The 17114-nt window shown below is 57.0% G+C and carries 15 protein-coding genes; 11 read left to right on the plus strand and 4 right to left on the minus strand.

Features of this window, described 5'->3' with window-relative positions:
* The first annotated feature begins 60 nt into the window (after window positions 1-60).
* The 8 genes from IX761_RS15790 to IX761_RS15825 all read left to right on the plus strand — a co-directional run bounded on the left by IX761_RS15790 (window position 61) and on the right by IX761_RS15825 (window position 8478).
* On the plus strand, window positions 61-966 hold the full coding sequence (locus tag IX761_RS15790) for a LysR substrate-binding domain-containing protein (RefSeq protein WP_194790498.1): 906 nt from the start codon (window positions 61-63) through the stop codon (window positions 964-966).
* Between the two features lie 233 nt (window positions 967-1199).
* Window positions 1200-1685 (plus strand): (2Fe-2S)-binding protein, encoded by a 486-nt coding sequence (locus IX761_RS15795; protein ID WP_194790499.1) that lies wholly within the window; start codon window positions 1200-1202, stop codon window positions 1683-1685.
* Entirely contained in the window at window positions 1682-3871 is a 2190-nt protein-coding gene (locus tag IX761_RS15800) for a xanthine dehydrogenase family protein molybdopterin-binding subunit (protein ID WP_194790500.1), read from the plus strand. Before IX761_RS15795 ends, IX761_RS15800 begins: the two co-directional genes overlap by 4 nt.
* Window positions 3872-4119: 248 nt before the next feature.
* The gene (locus tag IX761_RS15805; protein WP_194790501.1) at window positions 4120-4470 is read left to right on the plus strand and encodes a Zn-ribbon domain-containing OB-fold protein; all 351 of its coding nucleotides are present in this window, start codon (window positions 4120-4122) and stop codon (window positions 4468-4470) included.
* Window positions 4467-5612 (plus strand): thiolase family protein, encoded by a 1146-nt coding sequence (locus tag IX761_RS15810; protein WP_194790502.1) that lies wholly within the window; start codon window positions 4467-4469, stop codon window positions 5610-5612. The genes IX761_RS15805 and IX761_RS15810 overlap by 4 nt, the downstream gene beginning before the upstream one ends.
* Window position 5613: 1 nt before the next feature.
* Entirely contained in the window at window positions 5614-6378 is a 765-nt protein-coding gene (locus tag IX761_RS15815; protein ID WP_194790503.1) for an SDR family NAD(P)-dependent oxidoreductase, read from the plus strand.
* Window positions 6379-6389: 11 nt separating this feature from the next.
* Window positions 6390-7196, plus strand: a complete 807-nt coding sequence (locus IX761_RS15820) for an enoyl-CoA hydratase/isomerase family protein (RefSeq protein WP_194790504.1) — start codon at window positions 6390-6392, stop codon at window positions 7194-7196.
* Window positions 7197-7257: 61 nt separating this feature from the next.
* The gene (locus IX761_RS15825) at window positions 7258-8478 is read left to right on the plus strand and encodes a CaiB/BaiF CoA transferase family protein (protein WP_194790505.1); all 1221 of its coding nucleotides are present in this window, start codon (window positions 7258-7260) and stop codon (window positions 8476-8478) included.
* 30 nt (window positions 8479-8508) lie between these two features.
* Here the strand turns inward: IX761_RS15825 and gcvA are convergent, their stop codons facing one another.
* Together gcvA and IX761_RS15835 are read right to left on the minus strand one after the other, a co-directional pair.
* Complete coding sequence (gcvA, locus tag IX761_RS15830) at window positions 8509-9417, minus strand: transcriptional regulator GcvA (RefSeq protein WP_194790506.1); 909 nt, start codon at window positions 9415-9417, stop codon at window positions 8509-8511.
* Window positions 9418-9553: 136 nt separating this feature from the next.
* A complete protein-coding gene (locus tag IX761_RS15835) occupies window positions 9554-10987 on the minus strand; it encodes an aldehyde dehydrogenase family protein (protein ID WP_194790507.1) in 1434 nt (477 codons plus the stop codon).
* 333 nt (window positions 10988-11320) lie between these two features.
* Between IX761_RS15835 and IX761_RS15840 the strand changes: the two genes are divergently transcribed.
* Together IX761_RS15840 and IX761_RS15845 are read left to right on the plus strand one after the other, a co-directional pair.
* Entirely contained in the window at window positions 11321-12628 is a 1308-nt protein-coding gene (locus IX761_RS15840) for an MFS transporter (protein ID WP_323744576.1), read from the plus strand.
* A 283-nt stretch (window positions 12629-12911) separates the two neighbouring features.
* Window positions 12912-14621, plus strand: coding sequence for an ABC transporter ATP-binding protein (locus tag IX761_RS15845; protein WP_194790509.1), 1710 nt, complete (start codon window positions 12912-12914; stop codon window positions 14619-14621).
* A 6-nt stretch (window positions 14622-14627) separates the two neighbouring features.
* On the opposite strand, the gene IX761_RS15850 is transcribed toward IX761_RS15845, so the two are convergent.
* The gene (locus IX761_RS15850; protein WP_194790510.1) at window positions 14628-15551 is read right to left on the minus strand and encodes a LysR family transcriptional regulator; all 924 of its coding nucleotides are present in this window, start codon (window positions 15549-15551) and stop codon (window positions 14628-14630) included.
* A 130-nt stretch (window positions 15552-15681) separates the two neighbouring features.
* Window positions 15682-16581 (minus strand): LysR family transcriptional regulator, encoded by a 900-nt coding sequence (locus tag IX761_RS15855; RefSeq protein ID WP_194790511.1) that lies wholly within the window; start codon window positions 16579-16581, stop codon window positions 15682-15684.
* A gap of 130 nt (window positions 16582-16711) precedes the next feature.
* Between IX761_RS15855 and IX761_RS15860 the strand changes: the two genes are divergently transcribed.
* Window positions 16712-17114, plus strand: a 403-nt coding sequence (locus IX761_RS15860) for an SDR family NAD(P)-dependent oxidoreductase (protein WP_194790512.1), incomplete at its 3' end; no start/stop codon positions are given.

Consider the following 17114-nt stretch of genomic DNA (forward strand, 5'->3'; position numbering starts at 1 on the left):
TCAAAAGCCTTCTTGGTTCCTAAGTTGAGCTGTCGCCAGTAAGGCGTTCGGAGTGCGGTTATGCGCCAGGATCAACTTGATGGTCTGTTGACCTTTGTACAGGTGGCGAAGCAGCGGAGTTTCACCTCGGCTTCACACCAATTGGGTGTATCGCCGTCGGCTGTCAGTCAGGTGGTCAGAAGCCTCGAGCACAGGCTTGGGGTTGTGTTGTTCAAACGCACGACCCGTAGCGTCAGATTGACCGAGGCGGGGGGGCGCTTCCTCAAGCAGATCGAGCCCTTGGTGGAGGAGCTGGTTAAAGCGTCACAAGATATTGCAGACAGCGCCAGCGTACCTTCCGGAGAATTGCGCTTGGTCGCGACAACTTCGGCTTACATGACCATCCTGCGACCTGCACTTGGCAGCTTTCTTGAGCAGTATCCCGCCATTGAAATTGAGGTCATTTTGCATGAGTCCAGGATCGATTTGGTTCTGGAGGGTTTTGACGCTGGCTTTGGTTTGTATACACAGGTCGAACGGGATCTTGTCGCCGTGAGTGTTGGTTCTTCCCTGAGGATGGGGGCCTTTGCGTCACCAGCCTACCTATCTCGTCGACCAGCGCCAGATCACCCGGATGACCTGCATCGTCATGAGTGCATTGGCTATCGGCAATCTGAAAGCGGCGCCCTAGAGCGTTGGTCATTCGACAATGGTCAGGAAAGTATTCAAGTCCGGGTCAAGAGCCGCTTGATTTACAGCAATCCCGTAGCCTTGACACAGGCTGCAGTGGATGGCTTTGGCATTGCCTACATGGCTGACGGTCATTTGGACACGTTACTGCAAGAAGGGAAGTTGGCACGTGTATTAGCCGACTGGAGCCTGCCAGCATCGCCCTATATGTTGTATTTCCCTGACCGGAGAAGCATTTCCAATCGCCTGCGCCTACTCATTGAACATTTGCGTCGAATCAACGCCACAGGGCACTAAACTATCAATTACCTGCGGTACCGGGTGCCTTGTCCAGGCCGTCAGTTTTCAGTTTTCCTTCAAGGGTTATGCAGCAAAACACGCCAATTCCAAATAGCAAACTCTCTACGCTTGTGAAGGGCGAATTGCCCGGAGGTTTTGTCGCGGCTGAAACAGATTGATACACGTACAAGGATGTTTCCCGGTCGCCCTCCCGCACAGATGGTTCACGATTGAATGGGTCAGGAGGTCGTATGAGTCAAACTCTCAACATCAATGGTGCCGTTCATGAAGTGGACGTCGATCCTGACACTCCGCTGTTGTGGGTGTTGCGTGATGTTCTTGGTATGACAGGCACCAAGTTCGGGTGTGGGATGGCGCTCTGTGGGGCATGCACCGTCCATATGAACGGCACAGCCATACGCTCATGCATGATGCCTGTAAGCGCCTTGGTATCAGCCCAGATCACCACGATTGAGGGGGTAGGTGCGACCGAAGTCGGGAAACGCGTGCAGGCGGCCTGGCTGGCTCAAGAAGTGGTGCAATGTGGGTACTGTCAGTCAGGACAGATCATGTCTGCTACTGCATTGCTGACCAGCAACCCAAAGCCGGACGACCAGGCCATTGATGGCGCAATGGCAGGTAATATTTGTCGCTGCGGCACCTACGTGCGAATTCGTGAGGCGATCAAGGTTGCGTCTGGTCAATCTGGCCAAAGCACAGCGGAGCAACGCTCATGAACACGCATCCCTCCTTGCCGCCACAAGACCCTTCACAGGAACCTGTCGGACTTAACCGGCGCAGCTTCATCATTGCAGGCGCCGCCCTTGGCGGTGGTTTGTTGATCAGTTTCTCACTGCCGATTTCTATGCGGGGCGCGTTCGCGCAGGGCGCAGAATTCTCTCCTAATGCCTATATTCGAGTTGATCGCGAGGGACGGGTTTTCCTGACCATTCAACCGGTCGAAATGGGGCAGGGTACCTACACCTCCATGCCGGCGCTGATTGCTGAAGAGCTCGAGGTCGGTCTCGATCAGGTCGTGATAGAGCATGCGCCCGCTGACGATAAGCGCTACGCCAACCCGATGCTGGGGTTCCAGGTAACAGGTGGTTCCACATCGGTACCTGCAAACTGGAAGCCGCTCCGTGAAGCAGGGGCGACCGCACGGACTCTCCTAATCACCGCTGCGGCGAATCAATGGGGCGTTCCAGCCAGCAGTTGCAAGGCTGACAAGGGCTTCGTCTCGCATCCAGAGAGCGGGAAGCGCGCCGGATATGGAGAGTTGGCAGATGCAGCGGCGCAACTGCCAATGCCAGAGACTGTCGCGTTGAAGGATCCGCGGGAGTTCAAGCTGATTGGGACACCCGCTAAGCGTACCGACACGCCTGACAAGGTCAACGGGAAAGCTGTCTTCGGCATCGATGCTCGCCCGGAAGGTGTGAAGGTGGCAGCGGTGATGCTGTGTCCCATCGTAGGAGGAACGCTGGACTCTGTTGACCCTGCACCGGCGATGACGGTGAAGGGTGTTCGCCAGGTGTTGCGCACCGATAATTCAGTGGCAGTGGTTGCCGACCATATGGGGGCTGCGCGTAAGGCCTTGGCGATGCTGCAGGTCAAATGGAATGGCGGTGAGAATGCCAGCGTCTCGAGTGAGTCGATGCTCAAGAACATCATGGCAGCGTCAATGGAGCCAGGACTTGAAGTGCAAAACGAAGGCAACGCCAAAGAGGCGCTTGCCAAATCAGCCAAAAAAATCGAGGCGGTCTATCAAATACCGTTCCTGGCCCATGCGTGCCTTGAGCCTGTCAACTGTACCGTGCATGTCCGCAAGGATGGCTGTGATCTGTGGCTGGGCATTCAGGTACCGGCGAGGGCCAAGGCCGTAGCCGCGAAAATCACCGGGCTGCCGGAAGAGTCGGTACAGGTGCATAACCATCTCATCGGTGGAGGCTTCGGCAGACGGCTGGAGGTCGATTTCGTCGAAGACGCAGTGAAGCTTGCTCGCCAGGTTGATTATCCCTTGAAGGTCATTTGGTCTCGCGAGGAGGACACGCGTCATAGCACGCTACGACCGTTCCACTACAACCACCTCAGTGCAGGCCTGGACGACAAGGGAAAACCGATTGCCTGGACGCACAAGGTCACTGGAGGCTCGATCCTTGCGCGCTGGTTACCGGCTGCTTTTACCGATGGTATTGACCGCGACGCCATTCGTGATGCTAGCGGCCCTTACGCGTTCCCAGCGCTCAGCGTGCACTACGTTCGCCACGAACCCCCCAAGGGTATTACACCGGCGTTCTGGCGTGGGGTAGGGCACACGCAAAACGCATTTATGGTCGAAGGACTGCTTGATGAGTTGATACAGCTCAGCGGCTCTGACCCGTTTGAGTATCGCTATCCGCTTCTTCAGAAGCATCCGCGGGCGGTCAAAGTACTGCAGATGCTCAGGGAAAAATCTGGGTGGGATACGCCTGTCGCCCCTGGGCGTGGCCGTGGTCTCGCCTTGACTTCGTGCTTCAGTACCTATGCCGCCCAGGTTGCGGAGGTCAGCGTCAGTCCCAGTGGTGAGGTGCGCGTGCACAAGGTCTCTACCGTGGTGGATTGCGGCATTGCGATCAACCCTGACAGCGTAGTTGCGCAGGTGCAGGGTGGCACGATTTTTGGCTTGAGCGCAGTGCTGTTTGGCAACATCACATTCAAGGATGGCAAGGTCGAGCAAGGTAACTTCGACACCTATCGTGTCTTGCGTATCAATGAAACGCCACAAATCGAAACTTGGCGAGTGGAGAGTGATGAGTCTCCCGGTGGTTTGGGAGAGGTGTCGACGGTGACCATCGCACCGGCTGTGGTGAACGCAATTTATGCCGCTACTGGCAAGCGACTGCGCACCTTACCAATTGATCCGGCAGCTCTGAAAAAGGCTTGAGAAAAACGACTGGGTGCCCGCCGTCCGACGCATTGGCGGGCACCTGGCAGGCGATTAGCACAGAGCTCCTCGCGTGCAGTTTTGGAAGTGGCGGTGCGGGTTCGTTTGGTGCGGGTCTCGTTGCGACATGCGATTTGAATTTTTCTCAAACCAAAGGCGTCTTTATATCGTTTGTCTGGCCTCCCCGGACTGTTGAACATGGCTTCCACGGCGCCGCGATCGCGGCATCTGTTACTGGAGGTCGAACAATGAATACATCCCTTTGGAGCAGCCAGGCACCCTCGAGGTTGCTGGCATCCCGTCATCGTGTATCGGGTGATCTGGTTTTCCCGCCTGTCTCTGCCCATTCCCCGCTGGCTGAACAGTACGACGCGGTCGTCCTGGCCGGCGAAGGTTGGATTTACAGCTACACCATCATCAATCCAAGCCCCAAGAGCGGGCTGCAGCCGTTTGCCCTTGGTTATGTGGACATGCCTGGCCCAGTGCGGTTGTTCGGTCGTGTGAACGGCCCACGGCGCCCTGAGATCGGCGATGTTTGCCGGGTGTTGCCGGACGAAACCTTTGGCTATGTCTTTGAATTGGTGGAGGATGCGCAATGACAGCCATGCACGTTATGGGCGGGGCGATGACCCGCTTTGGTAAGCACCCAGGGGTGAAAGCCCCGGAGCTCGCTCAGCAGGCGATTCTGGCTGCCGTAGCCGATGCCGGTATTGAGCTCAAGGATATTCAGGCGATCTACTGCGCCAACGTTCTGGGTGGAATGATTCTGGGTCAAGTGATCCTACGTGACCTCGGTCTGGCAGGGATCCCGGTTTACAACATCGAGAATGCTTGCGCCAGTGGCGCCACCGCCGTACACCTGGCGCGCCACGCATTAATCGCCGAGCAGTACGACACTGTTCTGGTCTTTGGTATCGAGCAGCTGACCCAACTGGGCGGCGGCACCATTCCAATGCAGCGCAATGACGAGAAAACCGACCTGTTCGCCCAAGCCGGCATGGTACTGCCAGCAGTGTACGCAATGCGTGCCACTCGTTTCCTGCACGAGCGTGATGCACAGCCAGCTGATCTAGCTGCGATTGCCGTGAAGAACCGTTACCACGGCTCGCTGAATGAGTATGCGCAGCAACAAACTACCGTGACCCTGGAAGAAGTACTGGCTTCGCGCATGATTGCGGATCCACTGACGCTGCTGCAGTGCTGCCCATCGCAAGTAGACGGCGCCGCTGCACTTGTGCTGAGCAAACGTGCTGGCCCTCACGCCAAAGATGTTCGTGTCCTTGGCTCCACCGTCGTTTCCGGTCTGGTTGAAGGTGCGCGCGACGACATCCTGGATGCGGAAATTACTGCACGTGCTGCTCGCCAGGCTTACGAGCAGGCTGGCATCGATCCGCGCGATATCGGTGTAGTCGAACTGCATGACGCCTTCACCATCGCTGAGTTGTTGTACTACGAAGCCCTCGGTCTGGCACCGCACGGAGAAGCCGTAGCTCTGCTTAAATCCGGCGCTACCCAAATCGGTGGGCGTGTTCCGGTCAACCCAAGCGGCGGCTTGCTCGCCAAGGGCCATCCACTGGGTGCAACGGGTGTAGCGCAAATGGTCGAACTGATGTGGCAATTGCAAGGCCGCGCCGGAAAACGCCAGGCCAATGCTCCACGTATCGGCGTAGCGCAATGCACCGGCGGCGGGATTGCCGGGGTTGACCATGCGGCGTCGTCCGTCCACGTACTGGGGGTGTGATATGTCGGCACAACGTTTTCATAACGGCCAGGTAGCCGCCGTCACCGGCGCTGCTCGTGGCATTGGCCTGCGAATCGCTCAACGCCTGGCGGAATCGGGCGTTACCACCTACCTACTGGATCGCGATGAGCAGGTGCTGAATGAAGCTGTCGAGCGCCTCACTGCCGAAGGTCTGCGCGTCCACGGAATCGCCCTGGATCTGACCGAAGCCGCCGCAGTCGACCGTGCTTTCGCGCAAATCGGCGAAACCCATGGTGCCCTGGACTTCCTGGTGAACAACGCTGGGGTAGTGCGCGATAAACGCTTCCTGAAAATGACTGAGGAAGACTGGGATCTGGTGGTGAACACCAACCTGCGCGCGCAGTTCCTCTGTTGCAAAGCTGCATTGCCATTGATGCTGGATCGCAGCTTCGGCCGAATCGTCAACTTGTCCTCGCGTGCGTGGCTGGGTGGTTTCGGCCAGGCTAACTATTCAGCCGCCAAAGGCGGTGTGGTTAGTCTGACCCGTAGCCTGGCGATCGAGTTCGCGGCCAAGGGCATCACGGTCAACACCATTGCCCCGGGTATCGTTGATACGCCGCTGTTCCAGAGCTTTGACGAGGCGGTTCAAGCGCGGCTGAAGGACACCGTCCCGGTCAAGCGTATCGGTACTCCGGACGACATTGCCAATGCTGTGGAATTCTTCCTCGACCCGGCAAGTAGCTACATTACCGGTCAAACCTTGTACGTCTGCGGTGGACGAAGCCTGTCTTCGGCCAGCGTCTGAAGGAGGTTTCCATGCCTGTAACTTTGGAGCTGCACGGTGCGGTAGCGAAAATTACGCTGGATCGCCCCGAAGCCTTGAACGCACTGAACCTGGACTCCTTGCGTGAGCTGCGTGCGCACCTTGCAGAGGTGCGCGACCGCCGTGAAATTCGAACTGCGATCATCACCGGCAGCGGTGACCGAGCCTTCTGCGTTGGTGCTGATCTGAAGAGCACACGCGAATCGTCTGCATCTTACGCCGAAGCCCTGTTTTTGGAGAACGAGGCAGCGGCCGATGCAGGCCTCTACATCCGGCTGATGGATCTGACTGACCTTGACCTCCGAAAGCCGCTGATCGCTGCCGTTAACGGCCACTGCCTCGGTGGTGGGTTGGAGTTGGCATTGCAATGCAGCCTGCGTATTGCATCGGGCAATGCCAGTTTCGGCTTGCCTGAAGCGGTAGTTGGCTCCATTCCGGCGGTTTCCGGGCTTCATCGCTTGCTGCGGGCTGTCCCTTCGGCCCATGCGATGCAGATGGCACTGACTGGACAGCGTATTGATGCCGTTCACGCGTCGATGATTGGCCTCGTGTCGGAAGTTGTCAGCACCCAGCAAGAGCTTACAGAGCGTGCTTTCGCTCTGGCTGAGCGCATTGCAGCCGCAGCACCGTTGGCAATACAGGCGCTGCAATCGCTGTCGACCCAAACCGCTCACCTGTCTGACCGCGACGCTCAGCGATTGACCGAACTGTATTGGGGAGTATTGCGCGATACCGAGGATCGTCTTGAAGGTCGCGCAGCATTTGCCGAGAAACGCTCACCGCAGTATCTGGGCCGTTAGAATCTGGAGGGAATCATGACAATAAAAAATCCCTGCACCTTCAACCCAGGAGGGCGATGCTATGTTGCGTGAAGCTTTGAAGGGGCTGACTGTTCTGGACTTCACCCAGATCGCCGCCGGGCCGACCTGCACCATGTTGCTGGCGGATATGGGGGCGCAGGTGATCAAGATTGAGCCGCCAGAAGGCGAACTGGGCCGTACCCTCGGCCCAGCTTGGGTCGGTGAATCCAGTGCGCTATACCATGGCTTTAACCGAGGAAAGTTGGGCGTTTGCCTCGATCTCAAACACCCGGAAAGCCTGGCTGTTGTGATGCGTATGGTGGCCGAAGCTGACGTGCTGATCGAAAGCATGCGTCCAGGTGTGATGGCTCGCCTGGGACTGGGCTATGAGGCAGTAGCTGAGGTAAACCCTAAGCTTATTTACTGCTCGATCTCTGCCTATGGGCAGCATGGCCCGTACGCTGAGCGCGCGGGTGTTGATGGCATTCTTCAGGCGGACTCTGGATTGATGAGTCTGATCGGTTTGCCAAACTCGCCACCGTGCAAAGTGCAGGCGCCGATCGTTGATGTGGTGACCGGCTACATGGCGAGCATGTCGATTCTTGCCAAGCTGCAAGCGCGCCACGTCACCGGCCTGGGAGGTCACCTGGACGTCAGCTTGATGAACAGTGCCCTGGCGTTGCAGCAATCCTCAATCACTAGCTTCCTCCGAGATGGGCAGCTGCCTAAGCCTATTGGCAGTGCGGCACCGTATGCGGCGCCCAACGAGGCCTTCTGCACGTCGGATGGCTGGATCATGGTGGCCGCGTACAACGGCAATCGCTGGGAGCGTCTCTGTACTGTGCTTGGACGTGAAGAGTGGACAAATGACCCGCGCTTCGACAGTTCTAGTAATCGGGTAAGCAATCGGGGAGTGATGCAGGCTTCGCTTGATTCGGTCTTCCTCACCCGTCCGACAGCCTATTGGCTCGAAGTGTTACGCGAAGCCGATATCCTGTGTGCGAAAGTTGCGGACTACAGTGACTTGCTCAAGCATCCGCAACTGGCCGAGAACGGCATGTTGGCCAGTGTTGAGCATCCCCGTTTTGGTACGTTGCGTACTGTGGGCTTCCCGGTCAACAGTGCGGCTGCTGCAGCCGAGCCCTATCGGCCGGCACCCGACCTGGGGGAGCACTCGCGCAAGGTATTGAGAGAGTTTGCGTTCAACGAAGAGGAAATAGACCGGCTGCTGCAGAGCGGTGCTATACGTGAAACCGAGGGGGCTACGCCCTACGATAAGTAAGACATGAATCCCGGCCTAAGCCGGGATTTTTTATTCTGCGGAACGGGTTATGCGCGCCTGTTCCAGAATCCACTCGCGGAAGATCGTCATGTCTTCGCGCTCGGGGCGATGCTTGGGAGTTAGCAGATAATAGGTGTACGCACCACGGTCGACTGTTTGCTCGAACGGACGTACTAGCGTGCCTTCGCGAAGCTCCTTTCCGACCAAAAACAATTGGGCCATAGCAATACCTTGGCCACCGATAGCCGCTGCATAGACCATCGATGAGCTCTGGTAGATCATGCCGGCGCTGGCATCAACCTGACCAATGAAACCCGTTGCCTCCAGCCAGTAAGCCCAGTCGTCAGGGCGGGCGATGGAGTGCAGCATCGTGTACTCAGCGACGTCTGCTGGAGATTTCAGGCCAGGCTCAGTATTGAGCAAGGCGGGGCTGCACACTGGCGCAAGCAGGTTGTCACTGAGCACATAGCTGTTGCAATTGGGCCAGTCCCCCGCGCCAAGGCGTATGGCTGCATCCAGGTCTTCCTTTTGAAAATCGACCGGATCCAGCGATGCAGTCAGTAACACCTCGATCTTGGGGTTCTCTTGATGAAAACTGGCCAGGCGCGGGATGAGCCATTGCATGGCAAAGGTGGTGTAGGCGCGCACCTTGATCTGCCGGCGTTTGGTCGGTCGCTTTAAGTGGCGTGTTGCACTGCGCAGCTCTTCAATGAAGCGTGCCACCGCGTTGAAATACTGCTCTCCAGCGGGTGTCAGGCTGACCTGTCGATGACCGCGGGTAAACAGCGGCTGCTCCATGAAATCTTCTAGCGTACGGATCTGGCGCGAAACGGCACCAGGGGTGACGTTCAGCTCTTCAGCAGCCAAAGTAATACTCAGGTGGCGAGCAACCGCTTCGAAGGCGCGGACAGCATTGAGCGGCGGCAGTTTGTCCTTCATGGGGATCTTCTTGTAGGGCATAGATGACCGTATTTTTAGCATGACAAAAGCTCAAGCGAAACACTTTGTCAAACGACAACACCCCGCCGTGATTCAATCACGGAAGGGTGTCGGTTTTCGCGGAGGAGGAGAGGTATCAGAGGCGGATGATGACTGACTTGAGCTGGGTGTAATGGGACAACGCATCAATGCCCTGCTCGCGCCCGTAGCCGCTTTGCTTAAAGCCGCCACAAGGGGTCTGTACGAATCCGCCACTGTACTCGTTGACGACGATCCGCCCGGCATCCAGGCCGGCGGCAACCCGGTGGACGCGACCAATATCACGACTCCAAATACCGGCCCCCAGACCAAAATCGCTATCGTTGGCGATGCGCAGGGCGTCTGCTTCATCTTTGAATGGGATGACACAGACGATCGGCCCGAAAATCTCTTCTCTAGCCAGCGTCATGTCATTGTGCACGCCAGTGTAAACGGTCGGTTCAATATACCAGCCGTTGCCCAGGTGTTCGCCAGTTGCAACTTTGCCACCGATAGCTGGTTTGAGACCTTCACGCTCCGCCACTTCGAAGTAGCTTTGAATTTTCTTGAACTGGGCTTCGGTGGTGATCGGCCCTGAGGTGGAGTCAAAGTCCGGCCCGACATTCAGCGCTGCGACTTCAGCGATAAATTTCTCAACGAACTGATCGTGAATGTCTTCTTGTACCAGCAGGCGAGTACCGGCTGCACACCACTGACCGCTGTTCCAGGTGAATGCGCGGGTAGCGCCTTTGGCGGCAGCGGCCAGGTCAGCGTCGTTGAATACGATGTTGGCAGATTTACCACCCAGCTCCAGCGTCAGTGGCAGGATGCGCTCTGCAGCAATGCGTCCTAGCTCCTGTCCAGCAGTCAGGCCACCGGTGAAGGAGATCTTCCGCATCAATGGATGGCGCGCCATGACGGGGCCGATGATGCTGCCTTTGCCTACAACGACGTTGAACACGCCTGGCGGCAGACCAGCTTCTTCCACGGCGATACGCGCGAGCTCAACGAGCGACGCAGAGGTGTGCTCAGAAGGCTTGGCAACTACGGTGTTGCCGGTCGCCAGCGCAGGCGCGATGGCGCGGGCGGCCTGATGCAGCGGGGCGTTCCATGGCAGGATCACACCAATGACCCCGAACGGGTCGCGGCGGGTATAGACGTGATAGTTCGGGCCCTGGTTGATAACCTCACCGTCCATGACGTTGACCAGGCCTGCGTAGTATTCAAAGTATTGGGCAGTCAGATCCATCAAAGCGGCCATTTCCTGGCCAGGCTTACCAGTTTCGGCGCTCTCCAGGGCTCCGATACGACCGACACTCTGACGCACAATACGCGCCAGTTCAATCAAAATACGACCACGCTCCGAGGGGCGCATATCACGCCAGGCAGGTACGGCCTCGTTAGCGTTTTCGATGGCAAACTCAACATCTTGCGGGCCGCTGTTAGCGATTTCGCCCATTTTTTCGCCGCTGCGAGGATCAATCTTGTCCACGAAGTGGCCGGTGCAAGGTGGCAGGGTAGCGCCGGCGATGTAACTCTCAACTTTTAACATCGGGTGTCTCCTCAGCCCACGCGACAGGCAGTGTCAGCGGGCCTCTTGTTGTTTGAGCTTTGATGACTGGCAGCAGATTCGACCTTTGTGCACGTGTTGTTCAAGGGAATTTTCAGCGGCCTTCGGTTGAGAAAAACTCAGCCACGTGCTCTGCACTAGTATGTGCTGACCAGTGACATTGACTCCCAAATTGAGTTGATCAAACTTCAATTGAGTACGGCATTAAACTCGCTTCACCACGATGGCTAGCGATGCCATCGTTCCCGTCACAACAAGAAATGTGCTCACGGGAGCCAAACCATGACTAACGACAAAGAAGCGGTTCTTGACCGCATGCCTAATATCGAAACTGCTGCGCCAAGCCAAGGTAGGTCGCTCAACAAAACAGAACGTAAAGCCATCGTAGCCGCGACGCTGGGCACGATCGTCGAGTACACCGACTGGGTGATCTACGCGACATTCTCCTCAATTTTAGCTCGCCAATTCTTCCCGGCAGGTGACAGCCTTACGGCATTGCTCTCGGTGCTGGCGGTGTTTGCCGTTGGCTTCCTTATGCGCCCGATCGGTGGCGCAGTACTTGGTGTCTTCGCTGACCGTTATGGACGGAAGAAGGGTCTGACCCTGTCCATCCTGTTGATGTCGGTGGCCTCCTTGGTTATCGGTATCTGCCCAAACTATGAAAGCATCGGCATTGCCGCACCCATCATCCTGGTTCTCGCTCGTTTGACCCAAGGCTTCTCGGCCGGCGGCGAGTTTGGTTCTGCCTCGGCTTTCCTGATCGAATCGGCGCCGTCTGATCGTCGAGCCTTTGCTGGTTCCTGGCAGTGGTTTGCCATCAACGCCGGTACCCTGGTGTCGTTCCTGCTGGGCTATGTACTGGCTTCGATCGGCAGCGACACCGCGCTGGAAGAGTGGGGCTGGCGTGTAGCGTTTGTGATCGCTGCATTGATGGGGCTGCTGACCCTGTGGATTCGTCTGTCGGTGCGTGAGACCGAAGTGTTCCAGTCGCGCGTGAAAAAAAAGGTGGTCGAGAAGAGCCCCCTGCGTGACATCTTCACTAAACACCGGAAAGACGTATTCCGGGTTATCGGTGTGGCAATGGCCGGCAACCTGTTGAATTACGTTTGGATGGTGAGCTACCCGTCACAAGTACATCTGATTACTGGGATGCCAATCCGTGACACTCTGTTGGCAGGCTCCGTAGCGGTTGGTGTATCGCTGCTGCTGATGCCCTTTGCCGGCATGCTTGCCGACCGTATCGGTCGTCGTCCAGTGCTCATCGCTTTTGCGCTTTGCTCTGCTCTTTGGGCTTGGCCGAGCTTCGGGCTGTTGCACCAAGGCATAAGCCTAGTTGAAGTGACCATTTTGCAAACGATCTCAATGGTAATCATGACCGGCTTTGGGGCCGCCTCGGCAGTCACTATGGCTGAGCAGTTCCCCGCTGAGGTTCGTGTTACCGGGATTGCCTTGCCTTATGCTCTGTCTGTCACGCTGTTCGGTGGTACTTCGCCCTACATCATGACGGCAATGACAGGGTCGGGTTATGGACACTTGTTCTGGATCTACCTGGTAGTGATCAGCCTGATCAGTGCGGTGGTTTACATGCGTATGCCTGAAATGAAGGGGCAGCCGTTGCGTTAAACGCATAGGTGTTCCCAAAGGCCGCCCTAATCGGGCGGCCTTTTCGTTTTTAAGGGTAATTGTCCGGATTGATAAGTAAGGCTTCAAAGGGTGACGGTCTAAGCCACCTTGTTCGTTGGCGCTGAGAAACCCACCATACATCCACCACAGAGACTGCTTACCACGCCCGACCACTATTTATTCTGGAGACGAAAATGCACTTGATCACTCGCTTTGAACTCTTCAATACAGCGCCATGCCAAATCGCCCATGGCGATGTGGGCCTGGAAGCGAAGGTGCTGTGATGAACGAGCATTTCCGTCCTTACCCTTATCGCCATGTGCTCGGATTTGTGGCCAGCATGTGGATGCGTCGCCGTGGGTATTTCTTCTCCGGTATTTTGCTAACGCTTGCTGCTACAGGGTTTGACCTTCTGTTGCCATGGGCCTCCGCAAGACTGATCGAAAGCGTCGCGCAAAGTACAGATGCAAATGCGGTATGGCAGAACTGGTTTATGCTCCTGGGCGCCTTCGCCGGATTCGCCATCAGCCGAAACCTTGCTCACCGGTTGTGGATCCCGCTTGCGTCGAGAAATATGCAAGCGGTGCTGCTGAAGAGTTTCGAGCATGTGCTGTCCGCTCCCGCGCACTGGCATGCAGTGCAGTCGTCCGGTGACACCTTGCGCCGCTTACGCCGCTCGATGTCCGGCTATGACAAAGTCACTGACGCTGTCACGGTGCACCTAGGGCCCGCTTTGATGGTGTTGTTGGGCCTGGTCGTGATGATCGGCTGGCGCGAACCATTGGCCGGCGTCTTTGCGCTACTGGTAGCGATTGCGTTCATCGTAAGTAACTTGGTGGTGGGCATGCAGTGGATACGCCCGGCTCATCTGAACGCCAATTTCAACGACGGGCAACTGAGCGGGCTGGCCGCTGACGTGCTGGCTGCCGCTACGACAATCAAGAGCTTCAGAGCGGAGACCCGTGAGCGCGCTCGCATGGAGGAGGTCGCTCAAGAATGGGGGCAGGCTTCTTCGAAAGCCTGGCGTCGAGTGGTTGATCTGGGCCTTATGCAAAACCTGCTGCTGCTGTTGCTGCTCGCTGGACTGAGTGGCGTGGCATTGCTTGCCTGGTCAAAAGGGGCCACCCGCCCAGGTGACGTCGCCTTTGCTGTGACGTCGTTCTTATTGATGGCGGGCTACTTGCGTGGATTTGGTGAGAACCTGCGGACAGCCCAGTCGGGACTGGAAGATGCGGCCGACGCTCTGTTTTTGACTGGTTTGCCACAAGAGGAGTCTGGCTCAGGCGAGCCCTTGACGGGCGTTGAGAATCGGCGTGGAGAAGTGATTTTTGACAATATCGAGTTCACCTATCCGGGGGCGGGTGCTGCTGTGCTGGATGGGCTGAACCTGAACGTACAGGCCGGTGAGACTGTCGCCATCGCTGGCGCCAGTGGATCCGGAAAATCAACGGTATCCAAGTTGCTGCAGCGATTCTACGAACCTGATAGTGGGCAGGTCTTGTTGGATGGTCGTGACATCTCCACGTTACCGTTGGATGTTCTTCGTCGCTCCGTATCCATGGTTGGCCAAGACGCAGTGCTGTTGAGTCGCTCTATTCGTGACAACATCAGTTACTCAAAGCCCAAGGCAAGCATTGAGGAGATTGTGGCCGCGGCGACTGCCGCTTGCGCACATGATTTTATCATGGCGTTACCGGACGGCTATGACACGCATGTAGGCAGCTATGGGGCGTTGCTATCTGGCGGTCAGCGTCAACGCATCGCACTGGCTCGGGCGTTGCTCGCGGATGCTTCGGTGTTGGTACTTGACGAGGCTACCTCCGCGCTGGACTCACAAACTGAGGCAAGTGTTTTGGCAGGTATTGTGGCCTTCCGTCCTCAGCAAACGCGGATCGTGATCGCCCATCGCCCAGCGGCTATTCTTGCGGCCGATAGGGTGCTCTGGTTGGAGGAGGGCGTAGCGCTCGAAACTGCAGCGACCGCGGTCGTCTGAATCGGATTAGAGTATGAGCCCCTCCGGTTGCGCTTCTGCATGCTCGCTTCGCAAGAAGTCGATGAAGACTCGTAACTTGGCAGGGACGCGCCGGCGGTCTGGATAGTAGAGGTGGAGGGGAGGGATCACTGGGCTCCACTCCTCTAGGAACCGTAACAACCGCCCTTGTTGGATAAAGGGCTCAATGTATCCATTGATCATGTACGCGATACCAAGCCCGTCCAATGCTGAGCGAACCAGTATTTCGGAGTCGTTGAGGATCAACCGGCCTTTTATCTGTAGATCGATTTTCTCCTGGCCGTTGTCGAACTCCCAGCGCTCGATCTGCCCGCTGGAGGAATGGCGGAAGCTGATGCAGTCATGCTGCAACAGGTCGCGCGGATGCTCCGGTTGACCAAACTGAGTGAGGTACTCGGGCGAAGCGATAATTTGCGCTTTAAGGGGAGGGCCGATAGCCAAGGCGACCATGTCTTTTTCAACCGCGTTACCGAAGCGGATGCCGGCATCGAATCCCTGGCCGACAATATCCACAAGATGATTTTCGGCACGGATCTCCAAATTGATCTCGGGGTAAGCGGCCATGAACCGGCGCAAAATCGGTTGCAGGACAATTAAGTAGGCAGCACGGGGCACGTTGACCCGTAGGAGGCCTGCAGGATGATTGGCCTCCCGGCCAAGCTCTTGGGAGGCATTCGACAATTGCTCAAGCGCCGGCTGTACTCGCTCTAGGTAACGTTCTCCTATCTCTGTCAGGCATACGCTGCGGGTCGTGCGGTTGAACAGTACCAGGCCCAGCCGCTGCTCCAGCACCCGGATGCTTTGGCTGACCGCTGAAGGTGAAATGCCAAGTTTCACTGCAGCATTGGAAAAACCTTTTTCCTCCGCCACCGCCATGAAGGTTACCAATCCATCCAGGTGATCCTGACGCATGGTTGTTCTCCGCCACGATGGGGTCGATTTCACTGAAGCTTTAGCACCTACCAAATGAGCTTGTACAGGCCACGTTTGGTACATTCGTACCGAAAGATTTCATAGTATTCCCTGAACATGCGTAACTCATTCACGCCTTTGGACGAGCCGCGCGGGCAAACTCGATGAATGCCTTGAGTGGCGCCGGCACGTGACGGCGGCTGGGGTAGTAAAGGTGCAGGCCAGGATAGAAGGGGCACCAGTCCGCCAACACCTGAATCAAACGCCCGTCGGCCAAATGGTCGCTGACCATATCCTCGAAAACGTAGGCTAGACCAACCCCTTGCAATGCAGGGCCTACCATCAGACTCACATCACCCAGGGTCAGCGGGCCGCTGACTTCAATTTCCTGGGCGATCCCACCGCGCTCGAACTCCCATCGGTACAGTGAACCACTGGGGAACCGATGACGGATACACGGCAAACCGTGTAGATCCTCTGGTTTTTGCGGGATCGCATAACGCTCGAAGAAAGCCGGTGTGCCTACGACCACCGAGCGCATGTTTGGGCCTATTGGCAGTGACACCATGTCGGCTTCCAGGCGATTGCCAAACCGAACACCGGCGTCAAAGCCTCCCGCCACTACGTCCACCAACGCATCGTTTTCGACCACCTCCAATCTGATGTCCGGATACTCCTGCAGGTACTGGCTGAGTATCGGTAAAAGCACCAGTTCACACGCCTGGCGACCGGCAGTGATGCGCAAGTTGCCGGAGGGCTTGTCTCGAAAATTATTGAGGTCTTCAAGGGCATCATCAATGTCCCGAAAAGCCGGTTTCAAGCGTGAGTAGAGTCGCTCCCCAGCTTCTGTCAGGGCGACACTTCGAGTGGTTCGGTTGAATAAACGTACGCCCAGGCGGTTTTCCAAGGCGCGCAAAGAGTGACTTAGAGCTGAAGGTGACAGGCCCAGTTCGACCGCAGCACGGCTGAAATTCAGGTGCTGCGCAATGGCTAGGAAGATCGTCAAGTCGGCAGTGCTAGGAGCTTTCATTCATGAGTCCTTTTCACCAAGTCATGCGAAATAAGTGGGATTATCACATAAGTACCATGGCTTTAAAGTGGCATCAACTCATCGAGAAGGCCCGGCAATAACGCTCGGGTCGCTGACAGGAGGAGTTGATATGCGTACTTGGTTCATTACTGGAGCTTCCCGTGGTTTTGGCACCCTCATCGCAGAACACGCCCTGCGTGCCGGCGACGCAGTGATTGCCACCGCTCGCAAACCGCAAGACATCACTGACCGCCTGGGTACTCACCCGAACCTCCTGGCTGTACGCCTGGACGTGACCAGCGAAGAAGAATCGCATCAGGCTGTCGCGGAAGGCATCAAGCGTTTTGGTCGTATCGATGTCGTCATCAACAATGCCGGTTTCGGTGTACTGGGTGCGGTGGAAGAAACCAGCGCCAGCGAAACCGAGCGACTGTTCGCTACCAACGTGTTCGGTGTCCTGAACGTCACCCGCGCTGTCCTGCCGCACATGCGTCGCCAGCGCAGTGGTCACATCGTCAACATCTCGTCGATCG

It is taken from the genome of Pseudomonas sp. UFMG81 (genome assembly GCF_015354575.1).
Classification (GTDB): domain Bacteria; phylum Pseudomonadota; class Gammaproteobacteria; order Pseudomonadales; family Pseudomonadaceae; genus Aquipseudomonas.